The organism is Hydrogenophaga sp. IBVHS2, from assembly GCF_002127215.1.
Classification (GTDB): Bacteria; Pseudomonadota; Gammaproteobacteria; order Burkholderiales; family Burkholderiaceae_C; genus Hydrogenophaga.
Genome location: NZ_NFUT01000001.1, coordinates 373179 through 387789, shown reverse-complemented (window position 1 = coordinate 387789; position 14611 = coordinate 373179). Strand labels below are relative to the sequence as shown.

The 14611-nt window shown below is 67.5% G+C and carries 15 protein-coding genes; all 15 read right to left on the bottom strand.

Annotated features, from left to right (window positions below; genetic code table 11):
- The gene (gene nagZ / locus CAP38_RS01915; protein WP_086119183.1) at positions 1–1089 is read right to left on the bottom strand and encodes a beta-N-acetylhexosaminidase; all 1089 of its coding nucleotides are present in this window, start codon (positions 1087–1089) and stop codon (positions 1–3) included.
- 7 nt (positions 1090–1096) lie between these two features.
- Complete coding sequence (acpS, locus tag CAP38_RS01910) at positions 1097–1504, bottom strand: holo-ACP synthase (protein WP_086119182.1); 408 nt, start codon at positions 1502–1504, stop codon at positions 1097–1099.
- Positions 1505–1513: 9 nt separating this feature from the next.
- On the bottom strand, positions 1514–2272 hold the full coding sequence (locus CAP38_RS01905) for a pyridoxine 5'-phosphate synthase (protein ID WP_086119181.1): 759 nt from the start codon (positions 2270–2272) through the stop codon (positions 1514–1516).
- Positions 2269–3081 carry a DNA repair protein RecO gene (gene recO / locus CAP38_RS01900; protein WP_086119180.1) on the bottom strand — a complete coding sequence of 271 codons (813 nt, stop codon included), beginning with the start codon at positions 3079–3081 and terminating at the stop codon, positions 2269–2271. Before recO ends, CAP38_RS01905 begins: the two co-directional genes overlap by 4 nt.
- On the bottom strand, positions 3078–4103 hold the full coding sequence (gene era / locus CAP38_RS01895) for a GTPase Era (protein WP_086119179.1): 1026 nt from the start codon (positions 4101–4103) through the stop codon (positions 3078–3080). Before era ends, recO begins: the two co-directional genes overlap by 4 nt.
- Positions 4104–4108: 5 nt before the next feature.
- Positions 4109–4810: a ribonuclease III gene (gene rnc, locus CAP38_RS01890; protein WP_086119178.1), complete on the bottom strand. Its 702-nt coding sequence runs from the start codon at positions 4808–4810 to the stop codon at positions 4109–4111.
- A 37-nt stretch (positions 4811–4847) separates the two neighbouring features.
- Positions 4848–5225: a DUF4845 domain-containing protein gene (locus CAP38_RS01885; RefSeq protein ID WP_086119177.1), complete on the bottom strand. Its 378-nt coding sequence runs from the start codon at positions 5223–5225 to the stop codon at positions 4848–4850.
- Between the two features lie 24 nt (positions 5226–5249).
- Positions 5250–6215 (bottom strand): signal peptidase I, encoded by a 966-nt coding sequence (lepB, locus tag CAP38_RS01880; RefSeq protein WP_086119722.1) that lies wholly within the window; start codon positions 6213–6215, stop codon positions 5250–5252.
- Between the two features lie 11 nt (positions 6216–6226).
- Positions 6227–8038, bottom strand: a complete 1812-nt coding sequence (lepA, locus tag CAP38_RS01875) for a translation elongation factor 4 (RefSeq protein ID WP_086119721.1) — start codon at positions 8036–8038, stop codon at positions 6227–6229.
- Positions 8039–8555: 517 nt separating this feature from the next.
- Positions 8556–10040: a DegQ family serine endoprotease gene (locus CAP38_RS01870; RefSeq protein WP_179188431.1), complete on the bottom strand. Its 1485-nt coding sequence runs from the start codon at positions 10038–10040 to the stop codon at positions 8556–8558.
- A 63-nt stretch (positions 10041–10103) separates the two neighbouring features.
- Entirely contained in the window at positions 10104–11189 is a 1086-nt protein-coding gene (locus CAP38_RS01865; protein WP_086119176.1) for a MucB/RseB C-terminal domain-containing protein, read from the bottom strand.
- Between the two features lie 6 nt (positions 11190–11195).
- The gene (locus tag CAP38_RS01860) at positions 11196–11852 is read right to left on the bottom strand and encodes a sigma-E factor negative regulatory protein (protein WP_086119175.1); all 657 of its coding nucleotides are present in this window, start codon (positions 11850–11852) and stop codon (positions 11196–11198) included.
- Between the two features lie 28 nt (positions 11853–11880).
- Positions 11881–12522 carry an RNA polymerase sigma factor RpoE gene (gene rpoE, locus CAP38_RS01855; RefSeq protein WP_086119174.1) on the bottom strand — a complete coding sequence of 214 codons (642 nt, stop codon included), beginning with the start codon at positions 12520–12522 and terminating at the stop codon, positions 11881–11883.
- A 520-nt stretch (positions 12523–13042) separates the two neighbouring features.
- The gene (gene fabF / locus CAP38_RS01850; protein WP_086119173.1) at positions 13043–14287 is read right to left on the bottom strand and encodes a beta-ketoacyl-ACP synthase II; all 1245 of its coding nucleotides are present in this window, start codon (positions 14285–14287) and stop codon (positions 13043–13045) included.
- A 7-nt stretch (positions 14288–14294) separates the two neighbouring features.
- Positions 14295–14534 (bottom strand): acyl carrier protein, encoded by a 240-nt coding sequence (gene acpP / locus CAP38_RS01845; RefSeq protein ID WP_086119172.1) that lies wholly within the window; start codon positions 14532–14534, stop codon positions 14295–14297.
- Positions 14535–14611: the final 77 nt, after the last annotated feature.

Genomic DNA, 14611 nt, shown 5'->3' with positions numbered 1-14611 from the left:
TCAGGCCGGCAGGGCGTCGATCAGGCTGAGCGCCTGCATGTAGCGCGGGCTGACCATCAGGTCGTCCCAGCGTTCGGCCGCACCGGCCGGCAACAGGGCACGCCGGCGCTCCTCGCTCGCATCCCGGGGCTGCCAGCGACCTTCCAGCGCCGCGGCCGAAAGCGCCTCGATGGCTGCATCGATCGGTGCCCCCTCTTCCACGATGGACTGGTTGCACAGCAGCACCATGTCGCAGCCGGCGTCGAGCGCGGCCAGGGCCGCTTCGGGGAAATCCACCGTCCGGCCCTCGATCACACGGGCTGCTGCCATGCTCAGGTCGTCACTGAACACCGCGCCGGTGAAGCCCAGGCGCTGGCGCAGCACCTCCTGCAGCCAGCGGGCCGAGTAGCCGGCCGGACGTGCGTCGACGCGGGGGTAGACCACGTGGGCCGGCATGACGGCCGAGAGGCTGGCGCTGAGCCAGCCGTAGGGCATGGCGTCGTCGGCCAGGATGGTCTTGAGCGGGCGACGGTCGACCGGCACATCGTGGTGGGAGTCCGCCCGCACGAAGCCATGACCCGGAAAGTGCTTGCCGCAATGGGCCATGCCGGCCTGCCGCAACCCATGCATCAGCGCCTGGGCCAGGAGCGTGACCACCTGCGGATCGCGTGCGAAGGCGCGGTCACCGATCACGGTGCTGTCGCCGTGGTCCAGGTCGAGCACCGGCGCGAAGCTCAGATCGACACCACAGGCGCGCAGCTCGGCAGCCAGCACATAGCCAGCGGCGGTGGCCGCGTTGCAGGCGTTCAGGGCCGATGTCGCATCGCCGCCCGACAACCAGGCCCGGCCGAATGCAGCCATGGGGGGCAGGTGGGTGAATCCGTCGGTGCGGAAACGCTGCACCCGGCCGCCTTCGTGGTCGACCGCGATCAGCAGATCGCGCCGCACGGCCTTGATCTGGGCGCACAGCCGGGTGAGCTGGGCCCGGTCCTTCCAGTTGCGGCCGAACAGGATGACGCCGCCCACCAGCGGGTGGCTCAGGCGGCGGCGATCGGCCGGGGTCAGCCGGTGACCGGCCACGTCGATGATCAGGGGGGCGTGATGGCTCATGGGGCAATCAGGAAACAGGGGGAGGCAGGACTTCGACCACCACGAAGCTGGCGGCATGATCGGCTTCATCGGAGACCGTCACATGGGCCTGCAGGTTCCGCTCCTCGAACCAGACCCGCAGGTCACCATGCAGACGGATGTAGGGCTGACCGCCGGGGTGGTTCAGGATCTCGCAGCGCCGCCAGCTCATGGGCATGCGCATGCCCAGACCGATGGCCTTGGAGAAAGCCTCCTTGGCGGAAAACCGGGTGGCCAAGTAGCTCAGGCCGCGGCCGGGCCAGCGGGCGGTTCGGGCCTGCCAGACCGCCAGCTCCGCCTCGCCCAGCACCTTGTGGGCAAAGCGCTCGCCCTGGCGCTGCAGCGTGGCCTCGATGCGGCGGATGTCGCAGACGTCGGTACCGATGCCGTAGATCATCTCGCCGGCTCAGGCGTGGGCGCGGTCGATGCAGCGCAGGTAGTCGGTCACGGTGGCGGCGTAACCCAGCTCCAGGGCGTCGGCCATGAGGGCATGGCCGATGGAAACCTCGCTCACGCCCGGCACGGTGCGCAGGAACGGCACCAGGTTGTCCCGGTTGAGGTCGTGGCCGGCATTGACGCCCAGACCGGCCAGCAGGGCGGCCTGCGCGGCGGCGCGGAACCGCTCCAGCTGCGCTGCCTGGTCGGGGGTGCCGAAGGCGGCCGCGTAGGGCTCGGTGTAGAGCTCCACCCGGTCGGCACCGACCGCCCTGGCCTGCGCCATGGCCGGCGCATCGGCATCCATGAACAGGCTGACCCGCACACCGAGCTCGCGGCACTCGGCGATCAGCGGGCGCAGGCGCTGGGCATCCTCCGGAAACCGCCAGCCGTGGTCGCTGGTGAACTGGCCCTCGCTGTCCGGCACGAAGGTCACCTGGTGCGGCCGCAGTTCGCGCACGAACGGCATGAGGTTGTGGAACGGGTTGCCCTCGATGTTGTACTCGCGGTCCGGCCATTCCTTGAGCAGGGCGGCCAGGTCGTGCACGTCGTGGGTGCGGATGTGGCGCTGGTCCGGCCGGGGATGCACCGTGATGCCCTGCGCCCCGGCCTGCAGGCACAGGGTGGCAGCACGGGTGACCGACGGGATGCCGAGGTGGCGCGTGTTGCGCACCAGGGCCACCTTGTTGACATTGACCGACAGGGCGGTGCGGTGATCGGGGCGGGTCATGGGGATTCAGGGACGGACGTGGCGGAACGGTCGGGTGGGCTGGAAGGCGCATGCCGCCGGCTCAGGGCCTGGACATCGAGCAACAGCTGACGGGTGCCGAACACCCGCACGCCGCCATGGTAGTGCAGCAGGTTGCGCAGCGGGATCCTCAGGGTCTGGTGGACATCGGCCACGGCGCGCATCACGGGTACCAGCGGCGCCGGCTGACCCAGCGCCGTGTCCAGGGCCATCCAGACCGCGCCGGTCAGGGCATGGGCATCGTCGCCGTGGGCCAGGCGCAGGCCGCCTTCGAGCAACAGCACATAGCGCTGCAAGGGATCGAGGGGGGCGAGGCTGCTGCCCTCGCAGGACAGGTCGGGCAACAGACCGATGGCCCGCAGCAGCACCAGCTCGAAGCCCCGCACCACCAGCGACTGCAGCTCTCCCCCGCGCTCGGCCAGCAGCTGCACCGCCAGGGCGTAGTGGTCGAAGAGCGGGGGATGCGGGTCGTCGCGCGCCAGCATCTTGAGCAGCAGTTCGTTGAGGTAGCTGCCCGCCAGCAGGGCGTCGCCGGTGGGCATGACATGGCCGCCCTGCCATTGGGCCGACTTGAGGGTGCGGACCTCGGCATCCCCCGACCATGACAGCAGCAGCGGCTGCAGCGGCAGCAGCACGGGGCGGAACTGGGAGGTGGGGCGCTTGACCCCCTTGGCCGCCAGCGCAATGCGGCCATGCCGGCGACCGAACACCTCCAGGATGAGGCTGGACTCGCTCCAGTCGTAGCGGTGCAGGACGAACGCCGGTTCTTCGTGCGCCCGTTTGCTCATCACTCGTAGCCGAAGGACCGCACGCGTGCGTCGTCGTCGGCCCAGCCGGAGCGGACCTTGACCCACAGCTCCAGGAACACCTTGCAGTCCCAGAGCTTTTCCAGTTCCTGGCGGGCTTCGGTGCCGATGCGCTTGAGCTTCTCGCCCTTCTCGCCGATCACCATGCCCTTGTGGCCCTCGCGCTCGACCACGATGGTGGCTGCGATGCGCCGCAGGCCGCCCTCTTCTTCCTCGAACTTGTCGATGACCACGGTGGAGGTGTAGGGCAGCTCGTCGCCGGTCAGGCGGAACAGCTTCTCGCGCACCATCTCGCCGGCCATGAAGCGCTCGCTGCGGTCGGTGAGCTCCTCGGGGTCGAACATCCAGGGCTGCTGCGGCAGGTACTTCTCGCAGATGGCGAGCAGGCGCTGCACGTCGCGCGGCGTCTTGGCCGACATGGGCACGTATTCGGCAAACGGATGGCGGTCCTGCATCGAGCGCAGCCAGGGTGCCAGCTCGCCGCGGCGGTGCAGCAGGTCGAACTTGTTGGCGATCAGCATGACCGGGACGCCCTGGGGCAGCAGGTCCAGCACCTTGGCATCGGCCAGGTTGAAACGACCGGCCTCCACCACGAACAGGATCAGGTCCATGTCGGCCACCGCGCCCAGCACCGTCTTGTTCAGCGAGCGGTTGAGCGCATTGCCGTGGCGGGTCTGGAAACCGGGCGTGTCGACGAACACGAACTGGGTCGCGCCCTCGGTGCGCATGCCGGTGATGCGATGCCGGGTGGTCTGGGCCTTGCGCGAGGTGATGCTGACCTTCTGGCCCACCAGGGCGTTGAGCAGGGTGGACTTGCCCACATTGGGCTTGCCGACGATGGCCACATAGCCGCACTTCTGCTCGGCCGGATCGACCGGCTCGCGCTCATCGGGGGCGGCCTCGGGCGCCTCGCCCGCAGCGCCCGCCGCCACGGGCTTGCCCAGGGCGCGGGCCAGCATGGCGTCCAGATCGTCGGCGGGCGGTGAAGGAGGGGGTGTCTTGGCCATGGCAGTCAGGAAGAGGTGGACGGCGACCGCACGGTCAGCCGCTGGATGACGGCTGCAGCAGCCGCCTGTTCGCCGGCGCGGCGGGAAGCGCCGATGCCCCGTTCGCTGATGCCGGCCTGCGGCACGGCGCACTCCACGTCGAAGGTCTGCTGGTGCGCCTCGCCGGTGATGGCCACCACCCGGTATGAAGGCAGCGGCATCTTGCGCGCCTGCAGCCACTCCTGCAGCTCGGTCTTGGGATCCTTGCCCAGCGACGTCATGCGGGCATCGAGCTCGACCCCGCTGAACAGGCGCCGCACCAGGGCTTCCGCCACGGGGAAGCCCGCGTCGAGGTGGACCGCGCCGATGATGGCCTCCAGCGCGTCGGCCAGGATGGAGGGCCGCTTGTGGCCCCCCGAGCGCTTCTCGCCGTCACCGAGCTTGAGGCCCTGGGCCAGACCCAGGCCGGTGGCCAGCTGGAACAGGGTGTCCTGCTTGACCAGGTGGGCGCGGATGCGGGAGAGATCGCCCTCGGGCAGGCTGGAGAGTTTCTCGAACAGCAGCCCGGCCACGGCCAGGTTCAGCACCGAGTCACCCAGGAATTCCAGCCGCTCGTTGTGATCGGCACTGAAGCTGCGGTGGGTCAGGGCCCGCTCCAGCAGGCGGGGGTTGTTGAAACGGTGCTGCAGCTTCTGCTGCAGGACGACCAGCTCGGGGCTCAAGGCCATCCCCCGACGGTGCGCAGGCTGCCGGCAGATTGACCGGTCAACGCGACGAACCCTCGTACTTCATGACCAGCCAGGCCGGACCGGCCAGATGGATTTCCTTGGTGTAGGCGAAGCTCACCACCACCGCATTGCCGGCCTTGGTGACGTTGATGTCGGCGCCCTTGACCGAGGTGATGTTGTCGATGGCCGCCGCCTTGTCGAACAGGCTGCGCACCTCGGCCACGGTGCTGCCCTGGGAAGCCTTGACCGATGCCTTCTGGACCGCGAGGTACTCCACGTAGGTCGGGAACACCTGGGCGGCCACCAGGGCCGCCAGCGCCACCAGGATGCCGACCACCAAAAGCCCGACGAAGGTCAGGCCGCGCTGACGCAGCTGCGGTGCCGGGACGGGGAAAAGGCGATGTTGCTGGCGCATGCGGAAAGCTCCCAGTTGACGTTGTCACTCGAACCGGCCGATCCGTCCGGGGTCGCTGAAATTCATCCAGACGAAGAAGGCCTTGCCCACGATGTTGGCCTCGGGCACGAAGCCCCAGAAGCGCGAATCGAGGGAATTGTCGCGATTGTCGCCCATCATGAAATAGTGACCGGCAGGCACTTTGCAGATCACGCCTTCCACGGTGTAGCGGCAGGCATCGTTGAAAGGAAACTCGGTGGCCCCCGGCACGAACGCCGGTCGGTCGTCGTCGTTGAGCGTGTTGTAGCTCTTGCTGCCGAGCGTCTCGCGGAACTGTCGTGAGAACCGCATCGAGTCGCGGTCGAGGAAGTCCGGCAGCACCTCGCGCGGCACCGGCTGACCGTTGATGGTGAGCTTCTTGTTGAGGTAGGCCACTTCGTCGCCCGGCACGCCGACCACCCGCTTGATGTAGTCGAGGCTGGGCTGCGGCGGGTACCGGAACACCATCACATCCCCGCGCTGGGGCTGGTGGTTGTCGATGATCTTGGTGTTGAACACCGGCAGCCGCACGCCGTAGTGGTACTTGCTCACCAGGATCAGGTCGCCCACCCGCAGCGTGGGGATCATGGAACCCGAGGGAATCTTGAACGGCTCGAACAGGAACGATCGCAGCACGAACACCGCCAGGATGACCGGGAACAGGCCGGCGGTCCAGTCCAGCCACCAGGGCTGGGCCAGCAGCTTCTGGCGCGCGGTCTCCAGACCGGCATCGGGCTGACCGAAGCCCTGCGCCGTCAGGGCCTGCTGGCGCTGCTGGTGCTCGTCCACCAGCTGCTGCGCCGCCTTGCGCCGAGCAGGCAGGAAATACAGTTTTTCGGCCACCCAGTACAGGCCCGTGACCAGCGTGGCCAGCATGAGCAGCAGCGCAAAGTTGCCTTCCACCGCACCGGTGTACCAGGCCGCCGCATAGCCCACGAAGGCCGCGAGCACCACCGCGGTGAGCGTTCCCATGGCCGCCGGCATCACTCTTCCACCTGCAGGATGGCCAGAAACGCCTCCTGGGGCACCTCGACCGAGCCGATCTGTTTCATGCGTTTCTTGCCTGCTTTCTGTTTTTCGAGGAGCTTGCGCTTGCGGGTGATGTCGCCGCCGTAGCATTTTGCCAGCACGTTCTTGCGCAGCGCCTTGATGGTCTCGCGGGCGATCACGTTGCCCCCGATGGCCGCCTGGATGGCCACGTCGAACTGCTGACGGCTGATGATCTCGCGCATCTTGGCCGCCACCGCCCTGCCCCGGTACTGCGACTGGGTGCGGTGGACGATGATGGACAGCGCGTCCACCTTCTCGCCGTTGAGCAGCATGTCGACCTTGACCACGTCGGATGCGCGGTACTCCTTGAACTCGTAGTCCATGGACGCGTAGCCCCGGCTGACGCTCTTGAGCTTGTCGAAGAAGTCCAGCACGATCTCGCCCAGCGGCATGTCGTAGGTCAGCATGACCTGCTTGCCGTGGTAGGCCATGTTGAGCTGCACGCCGCGCTTCTGGTTGGCCAGCGTCATGACGGCGCCCACATACTCCTGCGGCATGTACAGGTGCACCGTGACGATGGGCTCCCGGATTTCCTCGATGCGACCGGCTTCGGGCATCTTGGACGGGTTCTCCACCATGATGATCTCGCCGTCGCCCTTGACCACCTGGTAGACCACGCTGGGCGCGGTGGTGATGAGGTCCTGGTCGAACTCGCGCTCGAGGCGCTCCTGCACGATCTCCATGTGCAGCAGCCCCAGGAAGCCGCAGCGGAAGCCGAAACCCAGTGCCTGCGACACCTCGGGCTCGTAGCGCAGTGCAGCGTCGTTGAGCTGCAGCTTCTCCAGCGCATCGCGCAGCTGGTCGTATTCGCTGGCCTCGGAGGGGTACAGGCCGGCAAACACCTGCGGCTGCACCTCCTTGAAGCCGGGCAGCGCCTCGGTGGCAAACGCCAGGTTGGCGCCGCTGCTGGTCTTGACGGCCGTCACCGTGTCGCCGACCTTGGCGGCCTTGAGTTCCTTGATGCCGGCAATGATGTAGCCCACCTCGCCCGCCTCGAGCGATTCGCGGGGTTCGTTGTGCGGCGTGAAGACGCCCAGCTTCTCGGCGTTGTAGAGCGAATCGGTGGCCATGAGCTTGACCTTGTCGCCCCGGGCCAGGCGGCCATCGACGACCCGCACCAGCATGACCACGCCGACGTAGTTGTCGAACCAGCTGTCGATGATCATGGCGCGCAGCGGCGCATCCGGATTGCCGCGAGGCGCCGGCACCCTGGCCACCACCATCTCCAGGATGTCGTCCACGCCCATGCCGGTCTTGGCCGAGCACGGCACCGCGTCGGTGGCATCGATGCCGATGACGTCCTCGATCTCCTGCTTGGCGTTCTCGGGATCGGCCTGCGGCAGGTCCATCTTGTTGAGCACCGGCAGCACTTCCACACCGAGGTCGAGGGCGGTGTAGCAGTTGGCCACCGTCTGCGCTTCCACGCCCTGACTGGCATCCACCACCAGCAGAGCGCCCTCGCAGGCGCTGAGCGACCGGCTGACCTCGTACGAGAAATCCACGTGGCCCGGGGTGTCGATCAGGTTGAGGTTGTAGACCTGACCATCACGCGCCTTGTACTGGAGCGCGGCGGTCTGTGCCTTGATGGTGATGCCGCGCTCCTTCTCCAGGTCCATGGAGTCGAGCACCTGCTCGCTCATCTCCCGATCGGAGAGACCACCGCAGCGCGAGATGATGCGGTCGGCCAGCGTCGACTTGCCATGGTCGATGTGCGCGATGATGGAGAAGTTGCGGATGTGGTTCATCAGGTCGGACAGGCACACGTTCGACGGGCGCCACACAAGGAAAGCGACGTCCGCCAAGGACATAAAAAAGGGCGCGTCAGCTGCTGACGCGCCCGTAACCAACAATCAATGGCAACTGCGATAGTTGGGGTTTCATTGTAGGCAAAAAGCCCATGGCGCACAGCCGCCAACCCCTCGCAGCGCCTTGTCGCAGGGCAGCAACAGGGCGATTTATCTACAGCTTATCCACAGAACGGGACGCTCGTTGGCAGACCGTCTGTGGATGATCGGTGGACACCCGCTCAGCCTTCCACATCATGGGTTGGACTGCAGCGTGATGCACCGAATGGTCCGCAATGGACCTGGATTTTATCGATAACCGGGCGGTCTTTCGACCATTAGGTCAGCAATCGCTCACATTGCGCTCCCTGTTACCGACCATCGGGTCATTAACCCATGTGGTGAATCGGCCACCAGGAATGGAATGGGCCGGAAAACCAGAAAGGCTGCGGGGGTATTTGCCCCTGCAGCCTGCCGGTCAGCGCTGCGGCCGGATGACCGCGTACTGGGCCCAGTCGCCGCGACGGAACAGCACCGTCACCGGCCGGGCCTTGTCGATGCGCGCCATCACCGCCTCCACCTCCTTGGCCGACGCCACCTCGGTGTTGCCGATGGCCAGTATCACATCGCCTTCCCGCAGGCCGGCGCGGGCAGCGGCTCCATCGGCCGACGCAATGCGGACGCCGCCCTTGAGACCCAGCTCCTTGCGTTCGGCCGGCGTCAGTTCCGCCAGCGCGAGGCCCAGGTTCTGCAGGGCCGGCGTGACCGGTGCGGCCTTGGGCTCCGGCGCTGCCGCACGGGTCTCGGGACGGTCCGGCTCCAGCTCGGCCACCGTGATGGACAGGTCGCGCTGATTGCCCCGGCGCAGCACCGTGACGTTGCTGCGGCTGCCCGGCTTGGTGTTGCCCACCATGCGGGGCAGGTCGACCGACTTCTCGACTTCCTTGCCATCGAACTTCAGGATGATGTCGCCCGGCTCGATGCCGGCGCGTGCCGCCGGCGAGTCGGGCTCCACGCCCCTGACCAGGGCACCCTTGGGCTGACCCAGCCCGAGGGACTCGGCCACTTCCTTGCTGACCTGGTCGATCTGCACCCCGATGCGGCCGCGCGTGACGCGACCGCTGGACCGGAGCTGATCGGACACCCGCACCGCTTCATCGATGGGAATGGCGAACGAGATGCCCTGGAATCCGCCGGAGCGGGAATAGATCTGGCTGTTGATGCCGATCACCTCGCCGCGCATGTTGATCAGCGGCCCGCCCGAGTTGCCCGGGTTGATGGCCACATCGGTCTGGATGAAGGGCAGGAAGTCGCCGGTGTCGCGCTGCTTGGCGCTGACGATGCCGGCGGTGACCGTGTTCTCGAGGCCGAACGGCGAACCGATGGCCATGACCCACTCCCCCACCCGGAGCCGGTTGACGTCGCCGATCTTCACCGGCGAGAGACCGCTGGCCTCGATCTTGACCACCGCCACGTCGGTGCGCTTGTCGGCGCCGACCACGCGGGCCTTGAACTCGCGCTTGTCGGGCAGGGTGACGATGAGCTCGTCGGCGCCATCCACCACGTGGGCATTGGTCATGATCAGGCCGTCGGCGCTGAGCACGAAACCGGATCCCACGCCGCGCGGACGCTCCTCCGGCTGACCCTGGCCCTGGCGCGGACCCCGCGGTGCAGCGCCCGGCGGCACCGGAATGCCGAAGCGGCGGAAGAACTCGAGCATCTGCTCATCGGGGCTGGTGGCGCCCGCGGAAGGATCACGGCGCTCCAGGGTGCGGATGTTCACCACCGACGGACCGACCATGTCGACCAGTTCGGTGAAATCGGGCAGACCCCGCACGACAGCGCTCTGCGCCTGTACCGGTTGGTGGTGCATCAGCGCGGCGGTGCCGCCGGCCGACAGGACCGCCGTGGCCAGCAGGACCGGCAACAGGCGACGGGCAGAACGACGTTCAGACAGGTTCATCGACTTCCTCATGATGTGTGCACAGGCGAAGGGCCGCCCGCAAGCCACTCGGGAGCGGTCCGGTCAGGGTCGGGCGCGTTCCAGTGATCGAGTGAAGCGCTGGAGTGTGGCGCGAGGCACTTCCCCCAGCGCCGTGACCCAGTATTCCCCCACACGGCGGCTCACCGACTGGGTGGCACCCATGGTGGCGGCTTTTTCCTGCACGTGCTGGCGCGGGTCGTAGGGCTCCACGAAAAGCGACACCGAGGCCAGACCGTCGGAGAACACCCACTGCATGGGCGCCGATCCGCCTTTGGCAGGGGTTTCGGACTCACGCACATGGCAGCTCATGGAACTGAAACCCGGTACCGGCTCCTTCAGACGCCAGCCCTGGGCTTCCGGCGTGGTCTTCTTGAGGGCGGGACGAACCACCTCGTAGCCGCGGGTGTCCTTCATCGAGGCCGCCAGCTTCTCCATGCTCACCGGCGCATCCAGCTGCAGCTCGGTGAAGGCCACCTGCTCCAGCACCGCGCCCTGCGGTCCAAGGGTCTGCAGCTTGACCACCAGGCCGGTGCCCTGTTCGGACCAGATCCGGTAGCCGAAGCGCAGGTCGTCCTTGGGCAGGATCTCGACCATGTCGGCCAGATGGCCTGCGACGCGCTGGTGCCCCAGCTCACGGACCGAATAGAACCCGGGAATGAGGTTTTCCGGCGTGCGAAGCATGTCAGGGAACAGGCCCAGCGACTCGCGTTTTTCCACCACCGCCGTGCGCGACTCGGGGATGAAGGTGATGACCTCGTTGTCGCGCCGCAGCGTGGTCCTCGGCTCCCCCGTGAGGGTGTCGACCCGCTCCATCTGCCGCGTGCCGTCGCACACGTGCCAGATCTTCGAGGCCGACATGGAGGCGCCGGCGGTGACCACCAGCGTGCCGGTGTAGGCCCGCATGCGGGAGGCCTCGTGCATGCGGGTGAGCCATTCGTTGATGCTGCGCACCGGGGCCTGCGCGGCGCCCGCCGATCCCTGGGCCCAGGCGGGCGCCAGGGTGCCGGCCGCCACGGCGGTCAGTGCAGCGGCCACCCAGTGGCGCCATGGATGGCGGTGGGCCACGCGTGCGCGCGGCACGGAGAACAGCCGACGACGGACAGCCTGGGACACAGCGATCTGGGTCATGGCCGATCAGCGCCCTTCACGGTCGTAGGTGGCGTTGCGCAGGAAGCCGGTGGGCGCCTGCAGCGCGTTCATGCCGCCGAACTGGCGATGTTCGTTGAGCAGCTGCTCGAGCTGGGGGTCGCGCACCACGGCGCCCTGCGGCGTCATGACCAGCACGGCCTCCGGCGGATCGACCTCGGCGGCCGGGCCCGACGGAGCCTGCACCAGCACCGGGGCAGCACCGCCAGGTGCACCCGCAGGCGTCGCGGTGCCCAGCAGGTTCCAGCTCACGGCCATGACCGCCGCGAGCGAGGCGAATCCGGCCACCAGTTTCCAGCGGAACACGCCGTCGTTGGCGGCTGGCGGGCGCGCCGGCAGCGCGGCCACCACGGGCTGTGCCACCGGCCGGGCAGGCACCGCCACAGGCTCCTGTGCCATGCCGGCGCGGACCCGGGAAAGGAAGTGATGGGGATCGGTGCACGAGCGCCGGGCCGGCATGCCGCTGCGAAGGATCTCGCCGATCAGCTCGTAGCGCTGCAGCGTCTCGACCCCCTCCTCGTCCAGCTCGTCAATGAGCTGGTCCAGCTCGGCAACGTCGGCGCGTGCGTCGCTCAGCAGGGACAGACGTTCATCCCGCCCGGTGACAGCATCGGGTCGGTTCGTGGGAAATGGCGTTGCGTTCATGGTGTGTCCCTCGACAGGGGTCGCGCCGTCACCAGCGCTTGCCCCCCTGACGTTCCAGCATGGGCTTGATCCGCCCGGAAATGGCCTCTCGTGCGCGGAAGATGCGGGAACGGACGGTACCGATCGGGCAGTCCAGCGCTTCTGCGATCTCTTCGTAACTCATGCCCTCGATCTCCCGCAGGGTGATGGCCATGCGCAACTCTTCCGGCAGCGACTCCATGACGGCGTTCACCGCCTCGGCAATCTCCTTGCTGGCCAGCACCGCATCGGGCGTCTCGGTGTCGGCCATTCCCAGGCTTGGTTCGCGTTCGGGCCCGGAAGTTTCATCGTCGTCGCCGGATTTGAGCTGGGACGGGAAAACCAGCGGGTCGCGTTTCAGCTCCAGCAGTTGCTTCTTGGCGGTGTTGACCGCGATCCGGTAGAGCCAGGTGTAGAACTGGGCATCGCCCCGGAACTGGGCCAGCGCGCGGTAGGCCCGGATGAAGGTTTCCTGGGCGATGTCCTCCACCAGGTCCACATCGCGCACCATGCGCCCGATCAGGCGCTCGACCCGGCGCTGGTACTTGATGACCAGCAGCTCGAAGGCACGCTGCTCGCCCGCCAGGGTGCGCTGCACCAGCATGACGTCGCTGTCAGGGGGTGGCGGAGCGGTGTGGTCTTCCGGTGTCATGCGCGCGGGAATATAACCGAACGATCAACCGCATCAGGGTTTCCCCGGGATGCCCACACGGCGCGGCGAAGGGCCGACCACCCCTCAGGAGCCGCTCTGGACGCCAACCAGATCCATCTCGGCACACCGTTCGACGTGTTGCCGACGATACGGACGAGCCAGAGTGACCCCAGATCCAGCACCCCCGTCACGTGGCACGGTTCGGAGCCGGGTCCCTGGCACCAGCGCCAGCCCGATGCAGCGGGATCGACCGGATCCGGTTGCCAGCGCAGCAGGCCCTCGGGCTGCCGTCGCCATGACCGCCACGCCGCCACCCACCAGACCAGGGTCAGGACTGCCAGCAGGGCTGTCCACCGGTCCGGCGTCAGGTCCGCGTGCCGGGCCCAGGCGCTCAATCGGTCGGCAGCCAAGATGATGACCACCAGCCCCAGGCTCGCGCCGCACCAGGCCCAGACGGCACAACGCCCCACCGGGTGGTCCACGGGTGGGGCGCTGCGCATCGGGAGGGCGGTCGAGGTCGTCAGACCCGACGGAAAACCAGCGTGCCGTTGGTACCGCCGAAGCCGAAGTTGTTCTTCACCGCCACATCCACCCGGGCATCACGGGCTGTGTTGGCGCAGTAGTCCAGGTCGCACTCGGGGTCCTGATTGAAGATGTTGATGGTGGGCGGGATCTTCTGGTCGTGCACCGCCATCACGGTGAACACGCTCTCGATGCCGCCGGCACCACCCAGCAGGTGGCCAGTCATGGACTTGGTGGAGCTCACCACGATGCGGCGGGCGTGGTCGCCCAGCGCAGCCTTGATCGCCTGGGTCTCGTTGGCGTCGCCCAGGGGGGTGGAAGTGCCGTGTGCGTTGAGGTAGTTCACCTCGTCGGCATTCACGCCGCCATTGCGCAGGGCATTGAGCATGGCCCGGCGGGGGCCGTCCATGTTGGGTGCCGTCATGTGGCCGGCGTCGGCGCTCATGCCGTAGCCCGCGAGCTCGGCGTAGATGCGTGCGCCCCGCGCCTTGGCATGTTCGTACTCCTCGAGCACCAGCACGCCGGCACCCTCGCCCAGCACGAAACCGTCCCGGTCCTTGTCCCAGGGGCGGGAGGCGGTCTTGGGATCGTCGTTGCGGGTGGACAGGGCGCGCATGGCGGCGAAGCCACCAATGCCCAGCGGGGACACCGTGGCCTCGGCACCACCGGCCACCACCACGTCGGCGTCGCCGTATTCGATCTTGCGGGCCGCCTCGCCGATGCAGTGCAGGCCGGTCGTGCAGGCGGTGACCACCGCCAGGTTGGGCCCCTTGAAGCCGAACCGCATCGACACATGGCCGGAGATCATGTTGATGATCGAGGCCGGCACGAAGAACGGCGAGATGCGGCGCGGGCCGCGGTTCGTCAGTTCGGTGTGGGTGTCTTCGATCAGCGGCAGGCCGCCGATGCCCGATCCGATGATGCAGCCGATGCGCGTGGCCGTCTCTTCATCCAGCGCCTCGCCCGTGGGCAGGCCGGCGTCCATCACGGCCTGATGGGCCGCTGCGATGCCGTAGTGGATGAAGGTGTCCATGGTCCGGGCCTCCTTGGCCCCGATGTAGGACTCCAGATCGAACCCCTTGACCTCACCGGCGAACCGGCACGCGAAGTTCGTGGCATCGAACTTGGTGATGTGGTCAATGCCGGACTGTCCGGCCAGGAGGTTGGCCCAGGCATCGGCCACCGTGTTGCCCACGGGGCTGATGCAACCCAGGCCGGTCACGACGACACGGCGACGGCTCATGCTGCGATCAGCCCTTCTGGTGGGCCAGCGCGTAGTCGATGGCGTTCTGCACGGTCGTGATCTTCTCGGCGTCTTCGTCGGGGATCTCGATGCCGAACTCGTCTTCCAGCGCCATCACCAGTTCGACCGTGTCGAGCGAGTCGGCGCCCAGATCGGCCACGAAGGCTTTCTCGTTGGTGACCTGACCTTCTTCCACGCCAAGCTGCTCGGCGATGATTTTCTTGACGCGTGCTTCGATGTCGCTCATATGTCCCTCGGGGGGTTGGTTGAAATACAGTCCGCCATTTTAGCCGGGCCTAGAGAGTTCTCCCCAGACGCGGTGGC

Excerpts from the sequence above, each read along its gene's own strand:
- nagZ (WP_086119183.1), bottom strand. The coding sequence starts at position 1,089 with ATGAGCCATCACGCCCCCCTGATCATCGACGTGGCCGGTCACCGGCTG.
- acpS (WP_086119182.1), bottom strand. The coding sequence starts at position 1,504 with ATGATCTACGGCATCGGTACCGACGTCTGCGACATCCGCCGCATCGAG.
- CAP38_RS01905 (WP_086119181.1), bottom strand. The coding sequence starts at position 2,272 with ATGACCCGCCCCGATCACCGCACCGCCCTGTCGGTCAATGTCAACAAG.
- era (WP_086119179.1), bottom strand. The coding sequence starts at position 4,103 with ATGGCCAAGACACCCCCTCCTTCACCGCCCGCCGACGATCTGGACGCC.
- rnc (WP_086119178.1), bottom strand. The coding sequence starts at position 4,810 with ATGGCCTTGAGCCCCGAGCTGGTCGTCCTGCAGCAGAAGCTGCAGCAC.
- CAP38_RS01885 (WP_086119177.1), bottom strand. The coding sequence starts at position 5,225 with ATGCGCCAGCAACATCGCCTTTTCCCCGTCCCGGCACCGCAGCTGCGT.
- lepB (WP_086119722.1), bottom strand. The coding sequence starts at position 6,215 with ATGGGAACGCTCACCGCGGTGGTGCTCGCGGCCTTCGTGGGCTATGCG.
- lepA (WP_086119721.1), bottom strand. The coding sequence starts at position 8,038 with ATGAACCACATCCGCAACTTCTCCATCATCGCGCACATCGACCATGGC.
- CAP38_RS01870 (WP_179188431.1), bottom strand. The coding sequence starts at position 10,040 with ATGAACCTGTCTGAACGTCGTTCTGCCCGTCGCCTGTTGCCGGTCCTG.
- CAP38_RS01865 (WP_086119176.1), bottom strand. The coding sequence starts at position 11,189 with ATGACCCAGATCGCTGTGTCCCAGGCTGTCCGTCGTCGGCTGTTCTCC.
- CAP38_RS01860 (WP_086119175.1), bottom strand. The coding sequence starts at position 11,852 with ATGAACGCAACGCCATTTCCCACGAACCGACCCGATGCTGTCACCGGG.
- rpoE (WP_086119174.1), bottom strand. The coding sequence starts at position 12,522 with ATGACACCGGAAGACCACACCGCTCCGCCACCCCCTGACAGCGACGTC.
- fabF (WP_086119173.1), bottom strand. The coding sequence starts at position 14,287 with ATGAGCCGTCGCCGTGTCGTCGTGACCGGCCTGGGTTGCATCAGCCCC.
- acpP (WP_086119172.1), bottom strand. The coding sequence starts at position 14,534 with ATGAGCGACATCGAAGCACGCGTCAAGAAAATCATCGCCGAGCAGCTT.